Here is a 24,900-nt window from a genome sequence, read left to right on the forward strand (position 1 = left end):
GTGAATAATTTAAATAGCATTCACTCATTCACTCATTCGCTCATTCAAAATTAAAAAATTATCCGCACTTGGACGAGCCGCAATCTTTGCACGTCAAGCATCCCTCCTGATAGAGCAAATTCGTTGATCCGCAGTTCTGGCATTTTTGCTTCGCCGCTTCGGTACCGTCCGGAATGTAGCGTTTCAATGCGCGGGCTACACCGGCTTTCCAGGTGTTGATCGCTTCGTCGAGTTGGAGGCTGCTGATCAGGTCAACTACCTTTTCGATCGGCATTCCGTGGCGCAATGTGCTGGAAATCAGCTTGGCGTAGTTCCAGTATTCAGGGTTGAATTTGTGGGACAACCCTTCAATTGTGGTTTTATAGCCGCGCGTATTTTTGTACTGAAAATCATAACGCGAGCTGCCGTCGGCTTCGCGGTTTTTGATGATCAGCCCTTCATTCACCCAGCGAGGGATCAGAATGCCATCTTCATCATCTGCAAAACCGGTAAAAATCTCGTATGGACGCCCGTCGATCAGGCCGATGAATGCGATCCATTTATCTTTTTTGTTCTGAAAACGTACCACATCGGCTTCGAGCGTTTGCGGGCGCTCGGTCGGGAATGGGGTAGCCGCGCCTTCCTGCGGCTCCTCTTTTTTCTCGGTATTGGAAATCAAAACGCCTGAACGCGAGCCGTCGCGGTACACGGTAACGCCTTTGCAACCCGCTTTCCAGGCTTCCATGTAGCATTCGCCCACGAGCTCCTCGGTGACGTCGTTCGGCATGTTGATGGTCACGCTGATCGAGTGGTCGACCCATTGCTGAATTGAGCCCTGCATTTTCACCTTTTTGAGATAATCCACATCATTGGAAGTGGCTTTGTAGTAAGGCGATTTTTTAACCAACTCATCGAGGTCTTTCTGCGCGTAATTTTTTGTCGTATCGAAGCCATTCACCTCCATCCATTGCTTGAAACGGTGGTGGAAAACCACATATTCCTCCCACGAATCGCCTACTTCGTCCACAAAATCCACGCGGACATCTTTATCATTCGGATTAACCTTTCTTCTTCTTTTATAAACCGGAAGGAAAACCGGCTCGATACCCGACGTGGTTTGAGACATTAAGCTGGTCGTTCCAGTCGGCGCGATGGTCAGCAATGCAATGTTACGGCGGCCGTATTCCAGCATTTCATAATAAAGTTGCGCGTCGGCCTCTTTCAGACGGTTGATGAACGGGTTATTTTTCTCCCTTTCCGAATCGAAAATAGCGAACGCACCACGCTCTTTTGCAGTATGCACCGATCCGCGGTAAGCTTCGAGCGCGACGGTTTTGTGTATTTCAACGGCAAATGCATTGCCCTCGTCGCTGCCGTAACGCAGGCCCAAAGCCGCCAGCATATCGCCTTCGGCAGTGATACCGATACCGGTACGGCGACCTTCGTTGGCCTTTGTTTGAATATTGAGCCAAAGGTTGCGCTCTACGAGTTTCACGTCCGCATCTTCCGGATCTTCATCTATTTTTTGCAGGATGGCGTCGATCTTTTCGAGTTCAAGATCGATAATGTCGTCCATCATGCGCTGCGCTGCCGCAATATGCTTTTTGAACAGCTCCCAATTAAACTTTGCCTTGTCTGTGAATGCGTCTTCGACGTACGAGAACAGGTTAATGGCCAGCAAACGGCATGAATCATACGCGCAAAGCGGGATTTCGCCGCATGGGTTGGTCGAAATAGTCTGGTAACCGAGGTCGGCGTAGCAATCGGGCACGGATTCGCGGATGATCGTGTCCCAGAACAAAATGCCCGGCTCGGCAGATTGCCATGCATTATGCACGATTTTTTTCCAGAGCGCCGTCGCGTCGATGTCCTTGATATGCGAAGGATTGTCGCTTTTGATCGGATATTGCTGGCGGTATGCCGTTCCCGAATCCACCGCTTTCATAAATGCATCGTCGATTCGTACCGACACGTTCGCGCCTGTAACCTTACCCTGCTCCATTTTTGCATCGATGAAGCTTTCGGAGTCAGGGTGTTTAATGGAAACCGAAAGCATCAATGCGCCCCGGCGGCCATCTTGCGCTACTTCCCGCGTAGAATTGGAAAAGCGTTCCATAAACGGCACAATGCCCGTTGACGTAAGCGCCGAGTTCTTTACCGGAGAGCCTTTCGGACGGATATGCGAGAGGTCGTGCCCCACGCCGCCGCGGCGTTTCATCAATTGCACCTGCTCCTGGTCGATTTTCATAATGCCACCGTACGAATCCGACTCGCCATTATTGCCGATCACAAAGCAGTTGGAAAGCGAGGCGATCTGGTAAGGGTTACCAATGCCCGTCATGGGGCTGCCTTGCGGGATAATGTATTTAAAATCCTTGATCAGATCGAAAATATCCGCTTCGCTCAGCGGGTTCGGATAGCGCTGCTCGATCCGCGCGATCTCGGACGCGATGCGGCGGTGCATATCGTTCGGTGTGGCTTCATAGATTGCTCCGAACGAATCTTTCAAAGCGTATTTGTTCACCCAAACGCGGGCCGCAAGGTCGTCGCCTTTGAAGTATTCCAGCGACGCCCGATAGGCTTCGTCACTGGTATAGGTTCTTTCTGATTGTGAAGATTTTATGGATTCCATTGGGTGGTATCAGACGTTTTTTGAAGAAGTTGAGAGTTTCAAATTTACATATTTTGGTTTTTAAATGAAAGCGAATGTTGAAAAAAGTTTGCAAATGTTTTAGTGTAAAATACTCTATTTCAATGTGTTGAAATTTTTAATTTTATAAAAAGTTTGCAAATTTTTATACAAGCTGAAAAATCCTTATAAAAATTATTACAAAAAAATACCGGCTCTCTAAGGAAGCCGGCAATTTCGGAATTACTATGGCGAAATTTAATCTTAAGTCGTTAGTACGATCTGTTTTGTTGTCACAACTGTATAGCGTGCTGCTCGATGAGCGCAGGCCATTCGGCCAGTTCGGGAATGCCCGGCTTGCGCTTGCCGAAAAACTGGTTGAACATCACACCATCCTTATCGATGAGCTCGATTCCGGTTACGATGCCGTCTTCGGTAGGCTTTCTGACCACCCAGGCTTCATCGATCGCGTCTTCCCGTAAATGCAGGTTGAACTCCGGGTCCATCACGTTCAGCCACGGGCCCATAACAAATATCTTTTTGATCGGGCCGGTGTGGATTTGAATGCAGTTTGGATTTGAAACGAAAACCATAATCGGCAACCCGGTTTCGGAAATCGCGTCGAAAAGCGGTTTCATGCTTTCCGGCTTAATGCGGTGCGCGTAACCTTCGGGTGCATTGCGCAATGCCTGTTTCCGGGAAAGGTTATGCTTGCGAAGGAGCGTGAAAAAGTCGTGCGTGTCTTTCAATGCCAGCCATTCCTGCTGGAATGCGGGCCTGTCGAGGCCAGGAGCCTCTTCGGACTCGGCTACCTTTTCTTTTTTCTCGCTTACAAAAAGATTTACATCCTGGTCGGCGGCGAGGTATTTGGCAACTAATGCGTCGTAGGCTTCCTTGTTACTTTTTTCCGTGAGGTAAATCTTATGCGCCGCTTCACCGAAACTGTTGAAGAATTGCAGGCTGAAACGGTCGTTTTCCGAAACGGCAAAGCCGAATTTCCAGTCGCCGAGGAACAGACGGAGGTCGATATCCTCGCCCAGCACCAGGCCGACGTGGTTGTTGAACGATATTTTCTCATACACACCCTTGCGCTCGTGTACGACGTGGTCGTTACGCGTGAGCGCCATCACGTGCCCGAGTGAGCCCATTTCCTTGATCAGCTCCCTGAAATCGCCGGCGAGCAGCTGCACATTGGTTCCGAGCCCGGTCGCAAGGAGTTCCGCTTCCGAGGTGCCAAGCGCTTTGGCGTCGTCACGGATGCGTGATTTGGGATTGGCGAGTTTGTACTCTGCCCAGCGTTCTTTCAATTCAGTTCTGTCCGGTGAAAGGGTAGACTTCATGTCTTGGTATTTTAATTGTTATTAATCAGGGTAAATGGTACGGTACGGGCGCCACTTGCGGCACAATTACCGGGTAAGGCGTCGTTTCCGGCTGGATAATCTGCACCGGCAAGCCAAATGCTTCCTGGATCGCCTGCTCGGTAAGCACGTTTTCGGGTAAGCCAATGGCGTGCATACATCCGCCTTTGAGCATTAGCACGCGGTCGGAATATTGCAATGCCTGGTTCAGGTCGTGGATCACGGCAATCACCGCGAAATTTTTGCGCGTAAGTTCCTTTGCAAGCTGGAATGTCTCGTACTGATGCAAAAGATCCATTCCGGTGGTCGGTTCGTCGAGCAGGAGCAAGCCATTTTCGATCTCCCACACCTGCGCGAGCGCGCGGGCCAGCTGCACGCGCTGCTGCTCCCCGCCGGATAAGGTCGGGTAAATTCGTCCTTTCAAATGGCCAATACCGACTTTTTTGAGGCACATATCGACAATTGCCAGGTCGCGCTGGGTTGGATCGGCGTCGTAAAACGGGTAGCGGCCCATCAGCACAATTTCCTGCGTAGTGAAGGAGAGCGTAATATTGTTTTGCTGGGACAAAACAGCCCGCTTGGTAGCCAATTCCTTCAATTTGTACTTTCGAAGGTCGCGGTCGTGGAAATGCACCGAGCCGGAAGTGGCTCCCTGTTCCGCGGAAAGCAGCTTGATCAACGTCGATTTTCCGGCTCCATTAGCACCCACAATCGCCCAGAATTCCCCGGGTTTAACCGAAAAACTCACGTTATCGAGCAATTTCCGGCCTTTTACTTCAAACCCTGCATTCCGCACCTCGATCATAGCCGTTTCCGTTTTTGTTCCCACAAAATATAAATGAAGAACGGCGTACCCAGCATGCCCGTAAGAATGCCTATCGGCAGTTCCGACGGCGCTACGATCGTGCGGGAGAAGGTATCGGCTATTGTGAGCACAATGGCGCCCGCAAATGCCGATCCGATTATCAATGTCCGGTGGTTGGGACCGAACAACGTGCGTATAATGTGCGGTACTATCAATCCTACAAAGCCGATACTCCCCGCCACGGCCACGGACGCACCTACGCCCAGGGTTGCGAGGATGATTACCTGCCTTTTCAGGGATTTCATATTCACACCAAGGCTCGCCGCCTGGCTTTCGCCGAGCACGAGCAGGTTCAATGCTTTGGATAAATAGGGCATGAAAATGAGTGAGATTCCTACGAATGGCCCCACGGCCATCACGGAATTCCAGCTGGCGCCGCCCAGGCTGCCGAGGTTCCAGAAAGTAATGTTGCGAAGCTGGGCATCGTCGGCCAGGTAGGTCATCAGCCCGGTTACCGCGCCTACAAATGCATTGATGGCGATTCCGCAGAGCAGCAACGTGGCCACGCCGCCTTCGCTGGTGATTTTGGAGAGCTGGTACACAAGGTACGTCGTGCCGGCTGCGCCGAGGAAAGAGACAAACGAAATGCCGTATGCGCCCGCGAGCTCGTTCAGCATTCCGAAGTATTTAACGTTGAGCATGATGACAAAAACAGCGAAAAGCGATGCACCCGAAGTGACGCCGATGAGCGTGGCATCTGCGATAGGGTTTCGGAATAACCCTTGCAGCGACGCGCCCGCAATGCCCAATGCAGCACCTATGAGTACCGCCAGACATACCCGCGGCAGGCGGATGATCCAGAAAACGATCGATTTCTGCTCCTCAACCTGCATTTCGGTAACCCAGCCGAGTTTGAATGCGACGATCTGCCACAGCTCGCTGAGGGAAATCGATAATGCACCGGTGCAAGCCGCGAAAATCACACACGCCAGCAGGATCGAGCCCAGTATCCACACCATTTTGCCCATGGAAGAAGGCAATATGTGTTTCTGGAAGCTTTCCGCTTTCGTCGTGTCGCGCTCGTTTACCGTTTCTGTCAGCATTGCCTCTTATTTTACTTTTTGGGAAAGTTCAATGGCAGCCTTGCCGAGCCGGGGACCGAAGCCGGTAAGGAACTGGCCGTCCATGGTGACGATCTTCCGGTTTCTACCGGCATTGGTACTGGCCACGCCGGGAATTTTCAGCAGGCCGTCCATGCCTTCGAGGCTTTCCAAGCCGCTGGAAAACAGCACAAGTACGTCGGGGTTGGCCGCAATGAGCGATTCCGCGGTCAGTGGTTTGAACTCGGTGAAGCCGGCGACGGCATTCTTATGCCCTGCTAATGTGAACATTTTGTCCAGTGAAGTGCCGGTACCGGACACCATTAATGTGCCCGTGCCGCGTGCGTAGATGAAGAGTAATTTTTTGGGATTGGCGGGCGCCGGGATTTTTGCGAGGTCGGCCTGCAATGCTTTCACCATTTTTTCGGCCTGTGCGGAAGCGTTGAAATAGGCTCCTACCTCGCGAATAAGCTTGATAGCGCCTTCATTGGAATACTCATGCTTGAACTCGACCAGTTTTTTGCCGCTGCTATTCAGCTGTTTCACCACTGCGGGTGGCAGCATGCTCTGGTTGGTGTAGATGATCACGTCCGGGTTCAATGCCAGAATGCCCTCGGCCGCAATGGTGCGGTTATGGCCGATCTTAGGGATTTTTTCGAGCGATGCGGGGTAGGTACTCGTTACGTCCACGCCCACAAGTTGCTTTTCCAGGCCAAGTCCGACGAGGATTTCACTCAAAGTCCCATTGGCGGACACGATCCGGAGTGCTTTCGCATAACCCGTTCCCGCTGTGAGAACCAGGATTAGTAAACAGATATAAAATCTCGAAACCAGCTGCATTTCAGGGTTTTACTTTTTATAGGAAAATATTTTATCCACTTCCAAAACCAGCAGCGCTTCCTGGAACATCGTGTGGATCTCCTCCAACTCGGTATCGTCGAACGAGAGCATGAAGTTCGGGATGGGCGACTGTAACAAATGGGTTTTGCCGTGCGGAAGCGGTTCACTGAGGCTGTGAATGTGGTACTGATCATACAAAATGGATTGGAATCCCCTCAAACCATCCTCTGTAAACACAAAAAGCACATTACCGTAGGCGAAATTGAAATGCGTGCAGCAATTGCACTGTCCGATGTAGCCTTTGCCGGTCTGGCTTAAAATCCGTAATGAATTGTATGAATGCGAATCCTCCTGCATAGCCTGTTAATGATCATGGATTTAAATGCTTTCCTGAATTTCGCCATTTGTCGGAGGCAAATATATGTTATTAATTTAGACCAAGTATAAATAACCAAGAAAAATTTAGTTGAGCCTTCCCGGAATCGTCTGGCAGACTTCTTATTATTGTAAAATCATTCCTATACCTGAACGCTCTTGAAAAAGCTAGTTACCAACCTGACCTTCTGGGTCCTTGCCGCCATCACAGCCGGTGCACTGCTCGGTCACTATCTCCCCGACACGGCGGTGGAAATGAAGATTCTCGGTGAAGGATTCATTTCCGTGGTGAAGCTTTTTATCAATCCCATCATTTTCCTGACCATCACTTTGGGCATTGTAGGTATGGGTGACCTGAAAAAGGTAGGGAAGGTGGGTGCGAAAGCATTGCTCTATTTCGAAGTGGTGACGACGCTCGCGCTCATTGTCGGGATTATCGTCGCCAACGTTATCCGTCCGGGCCACGGCGTGGTGACCGATTCGCTGGAAAAAGGGGATATTTCCAAATTTGCGGGCAAAGCGCACGATTTCAGCTGGCTGCAATTTTTCTTCGACAACGTGACTTTGCAGGTTTTGCTCATTGCATTGGTATTCGGCTCGGTATTGAGCCGTATTGAAGCCAAGCAACGCATTGTCGACGGGCTGAATTTTATATCCAAATACGTTTTCAAAGCCCTGCACCTGGTCATGATCTTCGCGCCGATCGGTGCATTCGGCGGGATGGCGTTCACAATCGGCAAATACGGCATTCATACCTTGCTACCACTCGCCAAACTGATGGGTACCGTCTACGCGACTATGGCCGTCTTCATTTTCGGGGTTTTAGGATTGATTCTGCGGACTTACAAAATTAGCCTGTGGCGCTTTTTGAAATACATCCGGGAAGAACTGCTGATCGTACTCGGTACTTCCTCATCGGAAGCGGGTTTGCCTTCGCTCATGGCCAAGCTCGAACGAATGGGATGCTCCAAGCCGGTGGTAGGCCTCGTGGTACCCGCAGGATACTCTTTCAACCTCGACGGAACGACTATTTATCTTTCAATGGCCACGATCTTCCTCGCGCAGGTTTTCAATGTGCATTTGAATATGGGCCAGATACTTTCATTGATCGGCATTCTGATGGTCACCTCCAAAGGTGCCGCGGGCGTAACCGGCAGTGGTTTCGTCGTACTCGCCTCCACTTTGACGGCCATTAAGGTAATTCCCGTCGAAGGTTTGGCACTTCTGCTCGGTGTAGACCGTTTCATGTCAGAAGCCCGCGCGATCACCAATTTCATCGGCAACGGCGTCGCTACCATCTGGCTCGCCAACAACGAAAAGGAATTCGACCGAAGCAAAATGGAATACGCGTTCAAAAATATCCAGGAGACCGAGAATGTGGTGACGGATAATTTGAGTGATGTGACGCAGCCGTCTGGAACTAAGCTGTAATATTGATCATGATGAATTACCAGGATTTTGTTACTTCAAATCCAAATGTCATGCTGGGTAAACCAGTGGTCAAAGGCACGAGGATAACCGTCGAGCTGATATTACGTAAATTGAGCGAAGGAGCAACGGTATCCAATTTGATGGCAATGTATCCGGGTGTAAGTCATGAAAGTATTTTAGTCATAATGGATTACTACAAATAGATTCAGTTTTTTAAACAAAGTACCTCTTATATGTCCAATCAGGAAGCACTTCATATACCTACCCGGGCGAAACGGCCTTTTATTGGGGAAGAATTTGATTTGAAGAAATGGGAAGATGTTCAGCCATTCTTCGAAAATTTGAAAAACAGGGAGATCAACTCGCTGGAAGATTTGAAACAGTGGTTCTCAGATCGCAGCGAGATCGAATCCTACCTTTCTGAGAACTTCGCATGGCGCTACATCCGCCAGACTTGCGATACGGCCAATACCGGCCTCATCAATGCATTACAGTTCTTCATTACTGAAATCCAGCCCAAACTGGCGGAATACGGCAATGCGCTCGATAAAAAAGTCGTCGATAACCCGTTCCTGAGCGAGTTGACGGCGCCCGGCTTCGCGATTACATTGCGCGGCATGAAAAAGGCGATCGAGATTTTCCGCGACGAAAACATCCCGGTAATCACCGAAATGCAGACCGAGGAGCGTAAATACGGCGCTATCGCAGGTGCGATGACCGTCACACTCGACGGCGAGGAAATGACACTCCAACGCGCTGCCGACCGCCTGCAATCTACGGATCGCGCGGTGCGGGAAGAAGCATGGCGCGCGATTGCCGGCCGCCGGTACGACGATCACGAAAAGCTGGATGATTTGCTGAATAAGCTCGTTACCCTCCGTGATACGGTCGGTCGCAATGCCGGTTTTACCAATTATCGCGACTATATGTTTGCGGCAATGGGCCGTTTCGATTACACGCCGCAGGATTGCTTCAACTTCCACGGTTCTGTGAAAAAGGCCGTCGTGCCGATTTTGAACGAAATGGCAGCGGAGCGCAAAGCGGCATTGCAGGTCGATGCGCTGCGGCCTTGGGATACGAAGGTAGATCCGAAAGGGTTACCGCCGTTGAAACCGTTTGAAACCGGAGAAGAGCTTCTGGATAAAACGATCCGCGCATTCTCGCGCCTCGATCCGTTCCTGGGCGACTGCCTGCGCATTATGAAAACCATGAAGCACCTCGATCTCGAATCGCGGAAGGGTAAGGCTCCGGGTGGTTATAATTATCCACTGGACGAAATCGGTGTACCATTTATTTTCATGAATGCGACCTCGAACCTGCGCGACATGGTTACGCTCCTGCACGAGGGCGGGCACGCGGTGCATTCGCTCGTAACGCGTGACCTCGCATTGAATTCCTTCAAACACACGCCTTCGGAAGTAGCGGAGCTGGCTTCGATGTCGATGGAGCTGATCACGATGGATTTCTGGGACGAGTTCTTTGAAAATGAGGAGGAGCTGAAACGCGCCAAAATCACGCATCTGGAATCGATCATCGAAACGCTCCCCTGGGTAGCGACGGTGGATAAATTTCAGCATTGGATGTACGAAAACCCGCAGCACACGCCGGAGCAGCGTACGGAGGCCTGGGTACGCATTTACGAGGAATTTACGGATACGGTAATGGACTGGTCGGGGTTGGAAAACTTCAAAAAGTACCTGTGGCAGCGCCAGTTGCATATTTACGAAGTGCCTTTCTATTATATCGAATACGGCATTGCGCAGCTCGGGGCGATCGGTGTCTGGAAAAACTACCGTGAGAACCCCGCGGCCGGCTTGAAAGGCTATCTCGATGCTTTGAAACTCGGGTATACCGCCACGATCGGCGAGATTTACCAGGCTGCCAACATTCCGTTCGATTTTTCGGAGCGGCACATCGCTGAGCTGATGCAGTTTGTGCGGGATGAATTGGCGGAGTTAAAAAAATAACATTTCAAGCTCCCGCAATTTGGTGGTTATGAAATTGGCGGTTATTTTTGCGCACAATACTATGAACGATCAAAGAAATGAAATTCAATAAAATAGTTGCTTTTGTTGCGTGTGTGGTGCTTCTTTCTTCTTGTGAATACCAAAAATATAACCACAAGGAACAGAAAGATCTGAATGCCGGTAACGAATGGGTGTACGGCGTAAGCCCCGACTCCCTGCCACGTCAGATGTCATTCAAGTATGATGCGAAGCCTGAGCTCGACGCCCGCGTAAACGACATCCGCGCGAAACTTTACGGTGGTAAAATTCCTAGCTCGCTGGTGAAAGAATAGCAACCATTCATTGAGAAAATATACGAGATATCCCCACGAAATGGGGATATCTTTTTTTTGTCCGGTTTTAACCATTATTGAACAATTTTAATATTGCATTACGCGTATTATCCTTCTGGATTCTACCCATTGAGTAAGTGAAGTTGTGACGATTGAACATTTTTAATTTACTTTACGTATTCGAGGCAGGGCGAAGCCGAAATTTTAGATAGAAATAAGCGATTAAAAAGTTTTCAAAACATGAACATAGCTTTGGTCACCGGCTCCGCCGGACTAATTGGAAGTGAATCGGTAGCTTTTTTGGCTGATAAGTTTGATCTGGTCATCGGAGTCGACAACAACCTGCGTCAGTACTTCTTCGGCGCGGATGGAAATACCGAATGGAACCGCAACCGTATCGAGGAGGCTTTTGGCAACTATAAACACTATGCTGCGGATATCCGCGAAGTGAGCCAGCTCGAACCGATCTTCAAAGAGTACGGTACCGATATTAAAATGATCATTCACGCGGCAGCGCAGCCAAGCCACGACTGGGCGGCACGCGAGCCGTTCACCGATTTCGGCGTGAATGCGGTGGGTACATTGAATATGCTGGAAATGACCCGTCTGCATGCTCCTGAGGCCGTGTTCATTTTCACTTCTACCAATAAAGTTTACGGTGACAATCCTAACTACCTGCCGTTGGTAGAGCTCGAAACCCGTTGGGAAATCGATGAAAATCACCCGTATTTCACAAATGGTATCGACGAAAACCACAGCATCGACCATACGAAACACTCGATCTTCGGTGCGTCCAAAGTGGCTGCCGATATCATGGTGCAGGAATATGGCCGTTATTTCGGCATGAAAACAGCGGTTTTCCGCGGAGGGTGCCTCACAGGCCCTAACCACTCCGGCGCGCAGCTGCACGGCTTCCTGGCTTACCTGATGAAATGTGCCATTACCGGAACGCATTACACGATTTTCGGTTACAAAGGCAAGCAGGTTCGCGATAACATTCACAGCCACGACCTGGTGAACATGTTCTGGCATTATTACCAAAACCCACGTCCGGGCGAAGTTTACAACGCCGGCGGTGGCCGTTTTGCCAACTGCTCGATGCTCGAAGCCATCGCATTGTGCGAGCAGATTACCGGAAACAAACTTTCTTACTCATACTCGGAAACCAACCGCATCGGCGACCACATCTGGTACGTGAGCGACCTTTCCAAATTCAAATCGCATTACCCGGATTGGAACTGGGAGTACGGCCTGACGGAAACGCTCACGCAGATCCACGACGGAATCGCGTCGCGACTAGGAGTAAAAACGGTTTAAATCATATTCAAAGCCTCCGGAACTGCTTTCCGGAGGCTTTCGTAACTCTCTCCCATGCCAGAAAATTACGTCATTATTATTCCCCAATTCAATGACTGGGAGGCGCTGAATCTGCTGATTCAAAAGATTAATGCGGATTTAAATACTCCAATCCTTCAAAATACCACGCTGCTCATTGTCGACGACTGTTCTTCGCGTTCGAGGACGCAGCCATTCGCGGCTTTCGGCGGTAAAGAGCTGAAAGTATTGCGGCTGTACCGAAACCTCGGGCATCAAAAGGCCATCGCAATCGGCCTATCGTACGCCGCAGAGCACATGAAGGCCGATAAGGTGATTGTAATGGATGCGGATGGGGAGGATGCGCCGGGGGATATTAACAAGCTGGCGGCGAGGTCGATCGAAGAACCCGACAAGATTATTTTTGCGGAGCGTAACAAGCGTACAGAAGGCTTTTTGTTCCGGTTCTTTTATATTATCTACAAATATGTCTTCAAACTGCTGACGGGTAAGGTGATCACTTTCGGCAATTTCAGCCTGGTGCCGCAAAGCCGTTTGCAGAATCTCGTCCGCGTTTCGGAAATCTGGAACAACTATCCGGGCGGTGTGATCAAATCACGCATTCCCTACGACTCTGTGCTCACCAACCGCGCCAAACGGCTGGCCGGCGAGAGCAAAATGAACTTCGTTTCGCTGGTTTTGCACGGGCTGAGCGCTATTTCGGTCATGGTGGATACCACGGCGGTGCGCATCCTGATCTTCTCGATCTTTATGTCGGCGGTCGCTATCGGGTTCATATTCTTTATTCTTTTCCTGAAACTGATCGGAAATGCGACGCCGGGCTGGGCGTCGACATTGGGCAGCACGCTGATGATCCTCATGCTGCAATCCTTTCTGATTTCGCTTTTTCTGGTGTTTATGGTGCTTCAATACCGTTCGCAGCAGCATTTCATCCCAGCCGTTCATTACCGCGATTTCGTCGAGAAAGTAGAGTCTTTTAGCTAATCGTATGTTCAGTTTCGACAACTCTCCACCCGTATACTGGTTAATCGGCTACCTGTTGGCAGGGTTTGTCATTTTTGCTTCACAATACCAATCGCTGTCCACGCGGGCATACCTGGCATCGGGTGTGTTGCTGCTGATAATCATGCGATTGCCGGTGATCGTTTTCAACCGTGAGCTCAATCAGGACGAGAGCCAGATGCTCAGCCACGCGATTACGCTCATTCAGGACCCGGTTTACTGGCGTTCGGTGGACGGTACCACCATTGGCCCGCTGGACAATTACCTGCTCATGCTCCCGAAGCTGTTCGGCTTCCAGCTCGATTACAGCGCTGCCCGTTTTATGGGATTGCTTTGTGTGGCAGGCGCGTGGCTATTGCTGTTTTCCGCATTGAAAAACTGGTTTGGCCTAACCATCGCCCGTGCGGTTTCCGTGGTACCGCTGCTTTTCGTGGCATTTACGCAGGAAATCGATTTCGTGCATTATTCGAGTGAGCAGCTTCCGGTGTTGTTGCTGGCATTCTGTACATGGCAACTCTCCCGTCTCGATCCCAAAACAGCGCCTTCCGCGAGTGGTCTCTATTTCCTTGGATTGGCGGCCGGAGCGGTCCCGTTTGGCAAATTGCAGGCAATACCGGTTGTGGCGGTGATCGTCTTGTCGGCATTTTGGGTATTGTTCAGCCGGTTTCAAAGATATGGTGAGTTCAAATCCGCGATTGCATTGATATTGGGCGGCCTTACCGTGCCGCTTTTCTTTCTGGCATTTACATTGTCGTTCGGCGTTTTCGACGACCTGATTGATTTTTACATCCTCGGAAATGCGATTTACGCGGGTGGAAGTACGTTTGCGGATATCCCCTCGCAATTCTACAAAATCGTAGCCTTGTCGAGAGACTTTCAATTTTTCAGCCTCGCGCTGGTTGTGCCTATGGCGATCGGGCTGGTGAGGATCGCAAGGATTTACCTGCCGGGCAAGATGGATTTCCATGTGCCGTTCACGATTCTCTTCCTCATCCTGGCGAGCATCTTCGCGGTTACCAAATCAGGCAACAGCTTTATCCATTACCTCAATTTCTGCATTATCCCCTGGACTTTGCTGGCTGCATATGGCTTCTCCGCCGTTGAAAGCTGGTCGTTTGCATTCCCCGCGATCATCATCGCATGGTTCGGAGGTTACGACGCGCTGCATTATGTGAAGGAGCGCCGGTTGAATGCGTTCGATTCGGTAGGCAAAACGACATTGCAACAAAGCCCGGTAGTGACGGAAATTCTGAAACGAAAGAAGGAAGGCGACTATATGGTCGTATGGGGCTGGAATTGTTCCTTTTATGTCGAAGCGCAGCTCGCGCAGGGAACCGCCGAAAACCATTCGGAGCGCTCGATTTTCGACCATCCGATGCGCGATGTCTACCGCAAGCGTTACCTGTCCGACCTGGAAAGGACCAAACCGGTATTTGTAGCCGATGCTGTCGGTAAGAATAGCCATTGGGTACAGGACAAAAAAACTCAGGGCATCGAAAGCTACCCTGAGTTAAATCAATATATCCGTAATCACTACACTTTGCTTGGCGAGTACGACGAGGTGCGGCTCTACATCCGCAACGACCGCCGGTAAGCATCCTTAACGCCGACTTACGATAGAATATCCGTCGAAGCGGCGTTTTCAGCCTGTAACAAATCGCTCAGCGTCGTTTTATCGAGTACTGCTAGGTTGGCGTCGCGCCATCTTTCCAGCACGGTGCGGAGGCTGCAAGTTTCTTCATCCTTACAGTCGTCGCATTTACCGTAGAAGAACATCGAAACGCAAAGCGCAGGGGCAATGGGGCCGTCGATGATCCGCAGTACCTTGGAGAAATTCACTTCTCCCGGGGGCACGCGAAGCAAGTAGCCGCCGCCTTTTCCTTTCTGGCTCTGGAGTACGCCGTTGTTCCGGAGATCGAGCAGGATCGCTTCGAGGAATTTTTTAGGAATCTTCTCTTTTTCAGCAATGTAAGAGATCAATACCGGTCCTTTTCCGTATTGTTCTGCCAGAACTTTGAGGGCCTTCAGGGCATATTTAGCTTTTTTCGAAATCATTGTTGATCAAATGTACTTTTGGGTCAGCATCTGTAAAGATGAAACATAATTTGGTGAAACAATAATTCCCGGTCAGTTTCTGGGCGGTTTTCCGCCGTTCAGAAGCCCTTGCATTCTTTCCAGGGTCTTTTTCTCTCCGCACAGCGAAAGGAACGCTTCCCGTTCGAGATCGATCAGGTATTGTTCCGAAACAAGCTGCGGATAACTCAGGTCGCCGCCGTTGATGACGTAGGCCAGTTTTTCTGCGATTTTGGCGTCGTGGGCGGTAATGAAGTTGGCCAAACGCATTTGAGTAATGCCCGCCAGGAACAATGCAATGCCTGTTTTGCCCTGTACCTTTATGTCGTGACGCGGCTTGGGTTGGGTATAACCATTTTCGGCAAGATCAATCGCGGCCTGCTTCGCTTCTGCGATCAGGCGCGAGCGGTTGAGTACGATCTGGTCTTTGTCCTGCAAGTAATTCATAGCCTTCGCTTCGTGCGCGGATGTGGACACCTTCGCCTGCGCGATATTCATGAATGCATTTTGCAGGATATTCAGCTCGGGGTCGCCGGCCTGGTACATATCCGAGCAGCGCAGCGCCATTTCCTTGGTACCACCGCCGGCAGGTATCAATCCTACACCAAATTCTACCAAACCAATATACGTTTCCGCGTGCGCCACCACCTTATCCGCATGTAATGTGAGCTCGCATCCGCCCCCGAGCGCGAGCGTGTGCGGCGCTACTACTACGGGGATCGACGAGTACCGGGCCCGCATCATCGTTTGCTGGAACTGTGATATCACCATATTAATCTCATCGAATTCCTGCTCAACCGCATACATGAACAGCATTGCCAGATTGGCGCCCGCAGAAAATGCTTCCACGGCCTCGTTACCAACCACCAATCCACGGAAATCCTTCTCCGCCAGACTAATGCTTTTCTGGATGCCCTCGATCACCTCCGAACCCATCGTATTCATTTTGGATTTAAATTCGAGGTTCAGGATGCCGTCACCTAGGTCGTACAGGTTCGCGCCGGCGTTTTTCCAGACAATATTATTGGAAAGATTACTCAGCAAAATGAAGCTGTCCTGGCCCGGAATGCGCTTGTAGGATTTGGAAGGAATATCGTAATACAATCGCTTGCCATTCTCCACTTTATAAAATGACTCATTGCCCGCCGCCAGCATTTCATATACCCATTCAGCCGGTTTCAGGTCCAGCGACTCCATAATGCCCAGCATGTTTTTCACACCAATGGCATCCCACGTTTCGAACAAGCCGTATTGCCAGCCGAAGCCCGCGGTGATAGCCTGATCGATGCGGAAGATCTCGTCGGAAATCTCGGGAATGCGGAATGTGGCGTATTTGAAAACGTCGGCAAATGTCTTTCTGTAAAAATCACCCGCCTTGTCCTTACCGGCTACCAGCGCGCCGAAGCGCTTGTACACATCGCTGATGTTCTTCGTGCCTTCCAGCGTATCGAATTTCACCTTGCCCGAGGGCACGTATTCCAAAGTTTTGAAATCCAGCGCCAGGATGACGGATTTGCCTTTTTCGTCCTTGATCTTTTTATAAAAACCCTGACCCGTTTTATCGCCCAGCCATTTGTTATCGAACAGCTTTTGCATGATTTCCGGTAGCACAAACGCATCACGGGATTCGTCTTTGCCTTCGCCGGAAGCGTACAGATTGTTCGCTACATGTACGGTAGTATCGAGTCCTACAACGTCCGAGAGCCGGTAAGTACCCGATTTTGGGCGTCCGGCAACAGGGCCGGTCAGTTTATCCACTTCATCCACGCTCAGGCCCATTTCCTCGGCCACGCGGATGGTTTGTATCAATGCGTAAATGCCTAATCTGTTCGCGATAAAGCCAGGCGTGTCTTTACAGAGCACGGTGGTTTTACCCAAAAACAACTCGCCGTAATGCATCAGAAAATCCACCACACTCTGATCTGTATCGGCTGTCGGGATGATTTCCAGCAGGCGCAGGTAGCGCGGCGGGTTGAAAAAGTGTGTCCCCGCGAAGTTTTTACGGAAATCCTCACTCCGGCCCTCGGCCATCAGGTGAATAGGAATGCCGGAAGTATTGGAAGTAATGAGGGTGCCCGGCTTGCGGAGCGCATCCACTTTTTCGAAAATGCTTCTTTTTATATCCAGCCTTTCCACCACCACCTCCATTACCCAATCGTAATTCTTGATGTCGGCCAGGTTGTCGTCGAAGTTACCCAGCTTGACGCGCGAAGCGAATGCGGCGCTGTACAATGGCGCCGGCGAAGCTTTGAGCGCCGCCTGGAACGAATCGTTCACGATCCGGTTGCGGAATGCGGGATGCTCGGTGGTAATGCCTTTCGCTTTTTCGGCGTCGGTGAGGTCTTTCGGAACGATGTCCAGCAAAAGCACTTCGACGCCTATATTGGCAAAATGGCACGCAATGCGCGAACCCATAATGCCTGAACCAAGAACAGCTACTTTACGAATGGAACGATTCATTTTTACTAAGGTTGGTTTTCAGGATGAAATCGGTGGTTGTCAGAAGTCTTCGGTGATCTCACCGGCTTTCAGCTTCTGGTTCTCTTCTTCCACCAATCGGTTTATATCTTTAATGACATCGAAAAACACGACGAGCTTGTCGAGCGGGATCTTGTCGCGGATCATCGTATTGAACGAAATGACGCCCTCGCGTGCGAGTTCACGCTTTTCCTTACCCAGCTCGGTAAGCACAATGCGGACGAAACGCTTGTCGTCTTTACTTACTTCGCGGCGGATCAGCCCCCTTTCTTCGAGGTTTTTAAGCATACGAACGAGGCTGCGCGGCTCCATACCCAGCAGCGGCGCAATTTTGGTGGCCGGCGTGCCGTGTTCGATATCGATATTCAGCAGGACATACCCGACGGCCATCGTCGTGTCAAAACGGGCGGCATAGGCATTGTACATCCGCGATATGGAATGCCAGGCCCATTTGATCTGGAAATCGATTGTTTTTTCCTTGCGCATCGTTTCAAAAAGCTATTGGTATCAAGAAATGCCCTTATCACAAATGTAAGCAATGTGCTCACTATTATGCAAGCATACCATTTTTGGGCCAAATAAAAAACACACCGCCGATAATGCGACGGTGTGTTACTGCTATTTTTCGTGGATTACTTCTCGCTGATGAGCTTGTCCATCAAGGTATTGAAATCGGTCACAAACTCATCGTAATAATGCCCGGTGCCGGGCCCGTTGAAGCCGGTGTGGATTTCGCGGACTTTGCCATGTTTGTCGATGAAAATGGTGGTCGGGTACGACATGATTTTGTTCAGCATCGGCAACGCTTTCGCTGTGGATTCGTCCGAGCTCGTGCCTGCCAGTACCACGGGATAGTCGATGCCGAACCGGCTCACCATCTTGTCGATTTTAGGGTTGGAGATCTCCGGCTTATCTGTGCGTTCAAAAGAAAGACCGACGATCTCGACGCCGCGTTTTTTGTTCTTTTTATACCACGGCGCGAGGTAATTGGTTTCGTCCATACAGTTGGGGCACCACGAGCCCATTATCTGGATGATCACCGGCTTGCCTGCAAACCGCGGGTCTTTCAGCGTCCACGTCTTTCCTTTGGTATCTTTTAATTCAAAATCCACGCTTTCGAAGCCTGGTTTGAGGAATGTCATTTTAGTAGCATCGGGCAGTTTCGCATTCGGATCTTGCTTCGCAGTCCAGGTTTTAAATGCCTTTACGCCTGACCACTGGCTGCCTTTCAATGTACCATCGGGCTGGAAGCCTGCTTTGAACAGCATCGCGAATGAGCCGTCGAATGTGGATAAATAAAGGCTGTCGCCATCGACGCTGCCCGTCAGGTAGCGGTAATCGCCGGTAGGTGTGAGGAAAGAGCCGGATACGTCGGTACCCTGCTGTGTAAAGTTTCCTACGGCCACGGTTTCGTCGCCGGTGGCGGGGTTTTTAAAGGTAGTGGCCCATTTGCCGCTCACATTACGGGTACTTTTGGCTTCGCCTTTTTTGAAAAACTTATAATTTTCCCCCTGTTCGGCCTCGAAAGGCAATGAGCCGGCCACCTTGCCGTTGGCATAACGGTAGTAAGTGCCTTTCAGCTCGTCGCCGGATGATTTGGCGATGATTTTGGCATCGAACATCATCATAGGGATCACCAGAGAGTCGTTCTGGAAATAGGCGCTGTCCATTTTCAGCTTTTCGGTGCCGTTCAGGATGTGCACGGTAAGCGTTTTGCCGTCGGGATTTTGCGCAATATCGAGTATCAGGGGCAGTTTCTGCTGGTCACGGGTAAGTGTGGCGCGCCAGATGCCCGATTTTACAGGAGTGTCGGAGAATGCCTGGAAACTGTTTATTAGTGTAAAAAACGAAAGTATTCCAAACGATAACAGGAGTCTCATATTCAATTTACTGGTGTTTAACGCAATGTGTGGTGCCCAAATTAATTCCCCGCGCGGGCATGATTCCTACGCTTGAAAATTGCTAAGTTTGTAACTGCCGCTTTGCCGGAAATAGTTCCTCAGTACATTGCTTTTAACAAATGGATTCGCCTAGTACCTACCACGTTCCCGTCATGTTGTCCGAGTGTCTCGAAGGCCTTCAAATACAGCCTGATGGCATTTATGTCGACGTTACTTTCGGTGGCGGCGGGCATTCCAGGGCCATCCTGGAAAAGCTCACGACCGGCCGTCTGCTGGTGTTCGATCAGGACCCGGATGCGGTCGCCAATGCGCTGGAATTCAAGGACGACGAGCGGTTTACATTTATTCCGGCTAATTTCAGGCACCTCAAACGCTACCTGAAACTGAACAAGGCCCCGCAGGTGAACGGCATCCTGGCCGATCTCGGCGTTTCGTCGCACCAGATCAACACGCCCGAGCGGGGGTTTTCTACCCGATTTGACGCCGACCTGGACATGCGTATGAACCCCAACACGGAGAAAACAGCCCGTGAAGTGCTGAAAACACGTTCGGCAGGGGAATTGCAACGCATTCTGGGTATGTATGGAGAAGTGACCAATGCCCGCACCGCTGCGGAGGCGATCATCGCCGCCCGATACAATTCACAAATCGAAACCGTTAATGACCTGAAGGGCATTCTCATGCGCTATGCGCCCAAGCACCGCGAAAACAAGTATTTCGCGCAGGTGTTCCAGGCATTGCGCATCGAGGTGAACGATGAACTGGCCGTTCTCGAAGAGTTCCTCACGCAGTTACCCGAGGTGCTCGCGCCCGACGGCAGGCTGGTGGTGATGTCGTACCACTCGCTGGAAGACAGGCTGGTGAAAAATTATATTCAGAAAGGGAAGTTTTACGGAGAAGTCGAGAAGGACTTTTACGGGAACGAGATCAAGCCGCTGAAAAGCGTCACTCGTAAACCGGTCGAAGCGACTGCGGAAGAGATAGCGGTGAACCCGCGCGCCCGGAGCGCGAAGCTGCGGATTGCGGAAAAGGCTTGATCGTCAGGCATTGTCAGAAAGTCATGGATGGTCAAGTTTAGTCAAGAATGGTCGGGTTTGGTCAAGTGTGGTCATTGAGTTTATTGAGAAAGAATATTTTACAACAATTGACCGCGCGGCGGACCGCAACAAATGACCACCTCCTGACTAAACGAAGTCGCGCAAATACTTAACGAACGTTACACATGGCTGAAAATAGAAAGCGACCCAAAGTGATACCGCCGAAGCCACCCAAGCGGAAGCGGGAATATTCGCTGTTCAACTGGCTGAACAAGTTTTTGCCGCTCGATAAGGTATTTGGCGAGAAGCTGCCGGGCCAGGAGGAGCGTTTGCCGGTGAAATACTTTTACTATTTCGGCTGGGTGATCATATTGCTCGTCGCTTACGAGCGGATCGGGTTCCAGTCGGAGGATTATGTGCGGAAAAGCATTAAGCTCAAAAAGGAAGTCGACGACCTGAAAGCGGAATATACCTCGATCCATGCGGAGTATGAGCGCGCGGGCAAGCAGTCGGTGGTGGTAGAGAAAGTACAGGCCGAAGGATTGGTTGAAAATCTCACTCCTCCGAAGAAAATCATTTTAAAAGAAGACGAAGAATAAGCCGTTTTTTCTCTCAACGCCTCATGAAAAACGAAGTCGAAAGCGGTCAGAACAATAAAAAAGCGCTGATCAACCGGGCCCGTCTGGTCGGTTGGATGCTGTTTTTGCTGGCGATACTGGTGTTTGCCAAGCTGATCCGGGTTCAGTATTACGATACATTCAAAGGCAAAACCTGGGCCGAATATTCGGAGAAGAACGACCTGAAACTGGATACGATCCCGGCCATGCGCGGGAACATCTACGCGAGCGACAACAGCCTGCTGGCGACGTCGCTGCCTTATTATTATGTAGGTTTTGATACAAAAGTCGCTGACTCGGCCTATTTCTATAACCATATCGACGAGCTCGCCTCGCTACTCGCCAAGAATTTCAAGGAAAACTCCGCCGAAGGCTACAAAAGCAAGATCATGCGCTACCGCGTGAGCAAAAGCAAGCGGTACCTGCGCCTGAAAAGCAAGGAAATCACGCATTTGGAACGGGAAAAGCTCAAAAAATGGCCGTTTTTTGCCAAAGACCGCAAAGGCGGCGGCGGCAAATTTGAAACGATTTACAAGCGCTACAAACCATTTAGTCCGATGGCCGACCGCACGATCGGCGGCATTGATCCGAAAAGCGGGCGCGGGTACATTGGCCTGGAAGCGAGCTTTGACAAACAACTCGAAGGCAAGCACGGCATCGGCTGGGTGGAGCGCGTGGAAGGCGGCCTGAAAATACCGGTCGGGGATGCATTTAATGTGCAACCACAAGCCGGAAGGGACATTTACACCACGCTCGACATGAATTACCAGGAGCGTACCGAGATCGCATTGCGCCGCAAGCTCCTCGAAATGGACGCCGATTTCGGTTCGGTGATCATCATGGAAGTGGCTACGGGCGAGATCAAGGCCATGGCCAACCTCACCAAACGCGGCCCCGGCAAGTACGAGGAGGTTTTCAACTATGCACTGGCAGGCAGTAACGACCCGGGGTCGACATTCAAGCTGGCGACCATGATGGCATTGCTCGAAGAAACCCACATGGACCCCGACCAGGTGATGGTAAATACCGGCAACGGCGCGATGAAATTCCGTAACCACACAATACGCGACGCGCACCGCGGCGGGTTCGGTACCATTACCGCGTCCCAGGTTTTGGAGAAATCATCGAACATCGGGATTGTGCAGCTCATGCAGCGCTATTTCGCCAACAAGCCGGATAAATATTTGAGCTACCTCAAACAATTCCACCTCAACCAGCCGACCGGCATTCATATGAAAGGCGAAAAGCCGCCGTTGGTCCGCGACCGCAAATCGAAGCAATGGAGCAGCTATTCGATGTATTTCATGGCGCACGGCTACGAAATGCAGATGACGCCTTTGCAGACGCTCGCATTCTACAACGCCGTGGCGAACAATGGTTACTGGGTACGCCCGATGATCGTGCGCGAAATCCGTAATGCGGAGGAAATTGAAGACAAAATCCCGCCATACGTTGAAGAAAAGCCGATCGCGTCGCCGGAAACCATTCGCAAAGTGAAGAAAATGCTCGAAGGCGTGGTGAATGCGGGATTGGCCAAACATATTAAGAGTGATTTATACCAAATCGCGGGGAAAACAGGTACCGCCCGGAAGCTGATCAACGGGGTGTATACCGAGGGGAAAAACTATACTTCGTTTGCAGGCTATTTCCCGGCCGACAAGCCGAAATACAGCTGCATTGTGATCATCGACAATCCGAAAAGCACTGGTGCCGACTACACCCGATATGCGGGAAGCGTGGCCGCGCCGGTTTTCAAAGAGGTAGCCGATCGCATTTACGCCTACGACGTGGCGATCCAGAAGCCGGTAAAAGATTCGATTCCTGAAAAATCGGAGGACGTAAAATGGGCAGGCACTATCAGCGACCTGAACGCGATCAGCAAAACATTGAACATGACGCCGGCACCCGGGGAAAGCGAATATGCGGCGGCGTCGCTCTACAAAAAGGGCAAAACCAAATGGAACCCGCGCGAGGTCGACTCCCGCGATGTGCCGGACCTCCAAGGCATGTCGATGCGCGACGCGTTGTATTTATTGGAAAACAAGGGTTTCAGGGTAACATTCAAAGGCTCGGGCAAGGTGATCGAACAATCGTTGCCGCCGGGTACCAATAAATCGGGAGGCAAGACGATCCTGCTTACATTACAATAATCCTTCATGGAAAACGAACAACTTTTGAGCAGCCTGCTCGGCGAAGTGAAAGGGGCCACTATCCATGGCTTTGCCGATGTCAAGGTCAAGAATATCATTCTGGATTCCAGAAAAGTACTGCCCGGAAGCCTTTTTGTAGCATTGCGCGGCACGCAGGTGGACGGTCATCAGTTTATCAATACAGCTACCGGGCTGGGCGCGACGGCCATTTTATGTGAAGAACTGCCGGAAATCGTCCGCGAAGACATTACTTACATTCAGGTCGAGGATTCCGCCGCTGCGATGGGATACATTGCCGCTGCATTTTATGGTTATCCTTCCAAAAAGGTGAAACTCGTGGGAGTAACCGGTACCAATGGCAAAACTTCTGTCGCGACGTTCCTTTTTCAGCTTTTCAGGGCATTAGGCTATCGTTGCGGCTTGCTATCGACCGTCCAGAACCAGATCGAGGACGAGGTAATCCCTTCCACACACACCACGCCCGACGCCGTCGCATTGAATGCGTTGCTCGCGCAAATGGCCTCCCGCAATTGCAGCCATGTGTTTATGGAAGTAAGCTCGCATTCGGTAGCGCAGCACCGTATTACCGGTTTGCATTTCGCCGGAGGCATTTTTACCAACATTACCCACGACCACCTCGATTTCCACAAGACTTTCGACAACTATATCAAAGCAAAAAAAGGCTTTTTCGACGCATTGCCGAAGTCGGCATTCGCATTGGTGAATATCGACGACCGCCGCGGAAATGTGATGGTGCAGAATACCAAAGCGCGCATTGAAACCTATTCGCTGCAAACGCTAGCCGCTTTCAAAGGGAAGATCATTTCCGATACCCTTGCCGGAATGCATATGGACATCAATAACCAGGAAGTATGGTTCCGTGTGATCGGCCGTTTCAATGCCTATAATTTGCTTGCCGTGTATGGCGCAGCGGTGCTGCTGGGCGAGAAAGAAGAGGCCGTTCTGACCGAACTTTCCAACCTGAAAAGCCCTCCCGGACGCTTCGAGCAGTTCCATTCCGCGGATCACATCGTCGGCATTGTGGATTACGCGCATACCCCCGACGCGCTCGAAAACGTGCTCGAAACGATCACGCATTTGCGGCAGGGTAACGAGCAGGTGGTGACGGTAGTAGGCTGCGGCGGCAACCGCGACGCTGAAAAACGGCCCAAAATGGCTAAAATAGCCTGCCGGTACAGCAATCGCGTGATCCTTACGTCGGATAACCCGCGTTTCGAGGACCCTATGGACATTCTCGATCAGATGCGGAAAGGCGTGCCGCCATTGGATTACAAAAAAACCACGGTGATCGAAGACCGCCACGAGGCCATTCTCAAAGCCGGGCTCGAAGCCGAGCCGGGCGATATTATCCTGATCGCCGGCAAAGGACATGAAAATTACCAGGATGTAAAGGGCGTAAAACACCATTTCGACGACAAAGAAGTGCTGATGGAAGTGTTCGCAAAGCGGGCAGGTAATTAAAAATCACCA

Annotated in this window: 21 protein-coding genes; 11 read left to right on the forward strand and 10 right to left on the reverse strand. The window is 50.8% G+C overall.

Going from position 1 to position 24,900, the window contains the following annotated elements; translation table 11 throughout:
• Positions 1-58: 58 nt before the first annotated feature.
• The 6 genes from BLQ88_RS11650 to BLQ88_RS11675 all read right to left on the reverse strand — a co-directional run bounded on the left by BLQ88_RS11650 (position 59) and on the right by BLQ88_RS11675 (position 7,068).
• Complete coding sequence (locus BLQ88_RS11650; protein ID WP_090149539.1) at positions 59-2,611, reverse strand: adenosylcobalamin-dependent ribonucleoside-diphosphate reductase; 2,553 nt, start codon at positions 2,609-2,611, stop codon at positions 59-61.
• A 290-nt stretch (positions 2,612-2,901) separates the two neighbouring features.
• Positions 2,902-3,948 (reverse strand): hemin-degrading factor, encoded by a 1,047-nt coding sequence (locus BLQ88_RS11655; RefSeq protein ID WP_090149542.1) that lies wholly within the window; start codon positions 3,946-3,948, stop codon positions 2,902-2,904.
• A 25-nt stretch (positions 3,949-3,973) separates the two neighbouring features.
• The gene (locus tag BLQ88_RS11660) at positions 3,974-4,771 is read right to left on the reverse strand and encodes a heme ABC transporter ATP-binding protein (protein ID WP_090149545.1); all 798 of its coding nucleotides are present in this window, start codon (positions 4,769-4,771) and stop codon (positions 3,974-3,976) included.
• Positions 4,768-5,874 carry a FecCD family ABC transporter permease gene (locus BLQ88_RS11665; protein ID WP_090149548.1) on the reverse strand — a complete coding sequence of 369 codons (1,107 nt, stop codon included), beginning with the start codon at positions 5,872-5,874 and terminating at the stop codon, positions 4,768-4,770. The genes BLQ88_RS11660 and BLQ88_RS11665 overlap by 4 nt, the downstream gene beginning before the upstream one ends.
• A 6-nt stretch (positions 5,875-5,880) precedes the next feature.
• A complete protein-coding gene (locus tag BLQ88_RS11670) occupies positions 5,881-6,711 on the reverse strand; it encodes a heme/hemin ABC transporter substrate-binding protein (protein WP_090149550.1) in 831 nt (276 codons plus the stop codon).
• Between the two features lie 9 nt (positions 6,712-6,720).
• Positions 6,721-7,068, reverse strand: a complete 348-nt coding sequence (locus BLQ88_RS11675) for a DUF6686 family protein (RefSeq protein ID WP_090149553.1) — start codon at positions 7,066-7,068, stop codon at positions 6,721-6,723.
• A gap of 177 nt (positions 7,069-7,245) precedes the next feature.
• Between BLQ88_RS11675 and dctA the strand changes: the two genes are divergently transcribed.
• The 7 genes from dctA to BLQ88_RS11710 all read left to right on the forward strand — a co-directional run bounded on the left by dctA (position 7,246) and on the right by BLQ88_RS11710 (position 14,747).
• Positions 7,246-8,517, forward strand: a complete 1,272-nt coding sequence (gene dctA / locus BLQ88_RS11680; protein ID WP_090149556.1) for a C4-dicarboxylate transporter DctA — start codon at positions 7,246-7,248, stop codon at positions 8,515-8,517.
• Between the two features lie 11 nt (positions 8,518-8,528).
• The gene (locus BLQ88_RS11685) at positions 8,529-8,720 is read left to right on the forward strand and encodes a DUF433 domain-containing protein (RefSeq protein WP_176884977.1); all 192 of its coding nucleotides are present in this window, start codon (positions 8,529-8,531) and stop codon (positions 8,718-8,720) included.
• A gap of 30 nt (positions 8,721-8,750) precedes the next feature.
• Entirely contained in the window at positions 8,751-10,484 is a 1,734-nt protein-coding gene (locus tag BLQ88_RS11690) for a M3 family oligoendopeptidase (protein ID WP_090149560.1), read from the forward strand.
• 77 nt (positions 10,485-10,561) lie between these two features.
• The gene (locus BLQ88_RS11695) at positions 10,562-10,816 is read left to right on the forward strand and encodes a hypothetical protein (protein ID WP_090149562.1); all 255 of its coding nucleotides are present in this window, start codon (positions 10,562-10,564) and stop codon (positions 10,814-10,816) included.
• Positions 10,817-11,056: 240 nt separating this feature from the next.
• Entirely contained in the window at positions 11,057-12,133 is a 1,077-nt protein-coding gene (locus tag BLQ88_RS11700; RefSeq protein ID WP_090149564.1) for an NAD-dependent epimerase/dehydratase family protein, read from the forward strand.
• Between the two features lie 54 nt (positions 12,134-12,187).
• The gene (locus tag BLQ88_RS11705; RefSeq protein WP_090149567.1) at positions 12,188-13,135 is read left to right on the forward strand and encodes a glycosyltransferase; all 948 of its coding nucleotides are present in this window, start codon (positions 12,188-12,190) and stop codon (positions 13,133-13,135) included.
• A 4-nt stretch (positions 13,136-13,139) separates the two neighbouring features.
• A complete protein-coding gene (locus BLQ88_RS11710; RefSeq protein WP_090149569.1) occupies positions 13,140-14,747 on the forward strand; it encodes a hypothetical protein in 1,608 nt (535 codons plus the stop codon).
• A 17-nt stretch (positions 14,748-14,764) separates the two neighbouring features.
• Here BLQ88_RS11710 and BLQ88_RS11715 read toward each other — a convergent pair whose 3' ends face one another.
• The 4 genes from BLQ88_RS11715 to BLQ88_RS11730 form a co-directional block, all read right to left on the reverse strand.
• Positions 14,765-15,208, reverse strand: coding sequence for an RrF2 family transcriptional regulator (locus tag BLQ88_RS11715; protein WP_015812979.1), 444 nt, complete (start codon positions 15,206-15,208; stop codon positions 14,765-14,767).
• A 72-nt stretch (positions 15,209-15,280) separates the two neighbouring features.
• Positions 15,281-17,686, reverse strand: coding sequence for a 3-hydroxyacyl-CoA dehydrogenase/enoyl-CoA hydratase family protein (locus BLQ88_RS11720; RefSeq protein ID WP_090149572.1), 2,406 nt, complete (start codon positions 17,684-17,686; stop codon positions 15,281-15,283).
• Positions 17,687-17,725: 39 nt separating this feature from the next.
• The gene (locus BLQ88_RS11725; protein WP_090149575.1) at positions 17,726-18,190 is read right to left on the reverse strand and encodes a MarR family winged helix-turn-helix transcriptional regulator; all 465 of its coding nucleotides are present in this window, start codon (positions 18,188-18,190) and stop codon (positions 17,726-17,728) included.
• 146 nt (positions 18,191-18,336) lie between these two features.
• Positions 18,337-19,584: a peroxiredoxin family protein gene (locus tag BLQ88_RS11730; protein WP_090149576.1), complete on the reverse strand. Its 1,248-nt coding sequence runs from the start codon at positions 19,582-19,584 to the stop codon at positions 18,337-18,339.
• Positions 19,585-19,724: 140 nt separating this feature from the next.
• On the opposite strand from BLQ88_RS11730, the gene rsmH reads away from it, so the two are divergent.
• The 4 genes from rsmH to BLQ88_RS11750 all read left to right on the forward strand — a co-directional run bounded on the left by rsmH (position 19,725) and on the right by BLQ88_RS11750 (position 24,891).
• Entirely contained in the window at positions 19,725-20,642 is a 918-nt protein-coding gene (rsmH, locus tag BLQ88_RS11735; RefSeq protein ID WP_090149579.1) for a 16S rRNA (cytosine(1402)-N(4))-methyltransferase RsmH, read from the forward strand.
• A gap of 185 nt (positions 20,643-20,827) precedes the next feature.
• Entirely contained in the window at positions 20,828-21,241 is a 414-nt protein-coding gene (locus tag BLQ88_RS11740) for an FtsL-like putative cell division protein (RefSeq protein WP_090149581.1), read from the forward strand.
• A 23-nt stretch (positions 21,242-21,264) separates the two neighbouring features.
• Positions 21,265-23,409, forward strand: a complete 2,145-nt coding sequence (locus BLQ88_RS11745; protein ID WP_090149584.1) for a PASTA domain-containing penicillin-binding protein — start codon at positions 21,265-21,267, stop codon at positions 23,407-23,409.
• A 6-nt stretch (positions 23,410-23,415) separates the two neighbouring features.
• A complete protein-coding gene (locus BLQ88_RS11750; protein ID WP_090149586.1) occupies positions 23,416-24,891 on the forward strand; it encodes a UDP-N-acetylmuramoyl-L-alanyl-D-glutamate--2,6-diaminopimelate ligase in 1,476 nt (491 codons plus the stop codon).
• Positions 24,892-24,900 lie beyond the last annotated feature (9 nt).

Origin of the sequence: Dyadobacter soli (genome assembly GCF_900101885.1) — a bacterium.
GTDB classification, from domain to species: domain Bacteria; phylum Bacteroidota; class Bacteroidia; order Cytophagales; family Spirosomataceae; genus Dyadobacter; species Dyadobacter soli.

Excerpts from the sequence above, each read along its gene's own strand:
- BLQ88_RS11650 (WP_090149539.1), bottom strand. The coding sequence starts at position 2,611 with ATGGAATCCATAAAATCTTCACAATCAGAAAGAACCTATACCAGTGAC.
- BLQ88_RS11655 (WP_090149542.1), bottom strand. The coding sequence starts at position 3,948 with ATGAAGTCTACCCTTTCACCGGACAGAACTGAATTGAAAGAACGCTGG.
- BLQ88_RS11660 (WP_090149545.1), bottom strand. The coding sequence starts at position 4,771 with ATGATCGAGGTGCGGAATGCAGGGTTTGAAGTAAAAGGCCGGAAATTG.
- BLQ88_RS11665 (WP_090149548.1), bottom strand. The coding sequence starts at position 5,874 with ATGCTGACAGAAACGGTAAACGAGCGCGACACGACGAAAGCGGAAAGC.
- BLQ88_RS11670 (WP_090149550.1), bottom strand. The coding sequence starts at position 6,711 with ATGCAGCTGGTTTCGAGATTTTATATCTGTTTACTAATCCTGGTTCTC.
- BLQ88_RS11675 (WP_090149553.1), bottom strand. The coding sequence starts at position 7,068 with ATGCAGGAGGATTCGCATTCATACAATTCATTACGGATTTTAAGCCAG.
- BLQ88_RS11685 (WP_176884977.1), top strand. The coding sequence starts at position 8,529 with ATGAATTACCAGGATTTTGTTACTTCAAATCCAAATGTCATGCTGGGT.
- BLQ88_RS11690 (WP_090149560.1), top strand. The coding sequence starts at position 8,751 with ATGTCCAATCAGGAAGCACTTCATATACCTACCCGGGCGAAACGGCCT.
- BLQ88_RS11695 (WP_090149562.1), top strand. The coding sequence starts at position 10,562 with ATGAAATTCAATAAAATAGTTGCTTTTGTTGCGTGTGTGGTGCTTCTT.
- BLQ88_RS11700 (WP_090149564.1), top strand. The coding sequence starts at position 11,057 with ATGAACATAGCTTTGGTCACCGGCTCCGCCGGACTAATTGGAAGTGAA.
- BLQ88_RS11705 (WP_090149567.1), top strand. The coding sequence starts at position 12,188 with ATGCCAGAAAATTACGTCATTATTATTCCCCAATTCAATGACTGGGAG.
- BLQ88_RS11710 (WP_090149569.1), top strand. The coding sequence starts at position 13,140 with ATGTTCAGTTTCGACAACTCTCCACCCGTATACTGGTTAATCGGCTAC.
- BLQ88_RS11715 (WP_015812979.1), bottom strand. The coding sequence starts at position 15,208 with ATGATTTCGAAAAAAGCTAAATATGCCCTGAAGGCCCTCAAAGTTCTG.
- BLQ88_RS11720 (WP_090149572.1), bottom strand. The coding sequence starts at position 17,686 with ATGAATCGTTCCATTCGTAAAGTAGCTGTTCTTGGTTCAGGCATTATG.
- BLQ88_RS11725 (WP_090149575.1), bottom strand. The coding sequence starts at position 18,190 with ATGCGCAAGGAAAAAACAATCGATTTCCAGATCAAATGGGCCTGGCAT.
- BLQ88_RS11730 (WP_090149576.1), bottom strand. The coding sequence starts at position 19,584 with ATGAGACTCCTGTTATCGTTTGGAATACTTTCGTTTTTTACACTAATA.
- rsmH (WP_090149579.1), top strand. The coding sequence starts at position 19,725 with ATGGATTCGCCTAGTACCTACCACGTTCCCGTCATGTTGTCCGAGTGT.
- BLQ88_RS11740 (WP_090149581.1), top strand. The coding sequence starts at position 20,828 with ATGGCTGAAAATAGAAAGCGACCCAAAGTGATACCGCCGAAGCCACCC.
- BLQ88_RS11745 (WP_090149584.1), top strand. The coding sequence starts at position 21,265 with ATGAAAAACGAAGTCGAAAGCGGTCAGAACAATAAAAAAGCGCTGATC.
- BLQ88_RS11750 (WP_090149586.1), top strand. The coding sequence starts at position 23,416 with ATGGAAAACGAACAACTTTTGAGCAGCCTGCTCGGCGAAGTGAAAGGG.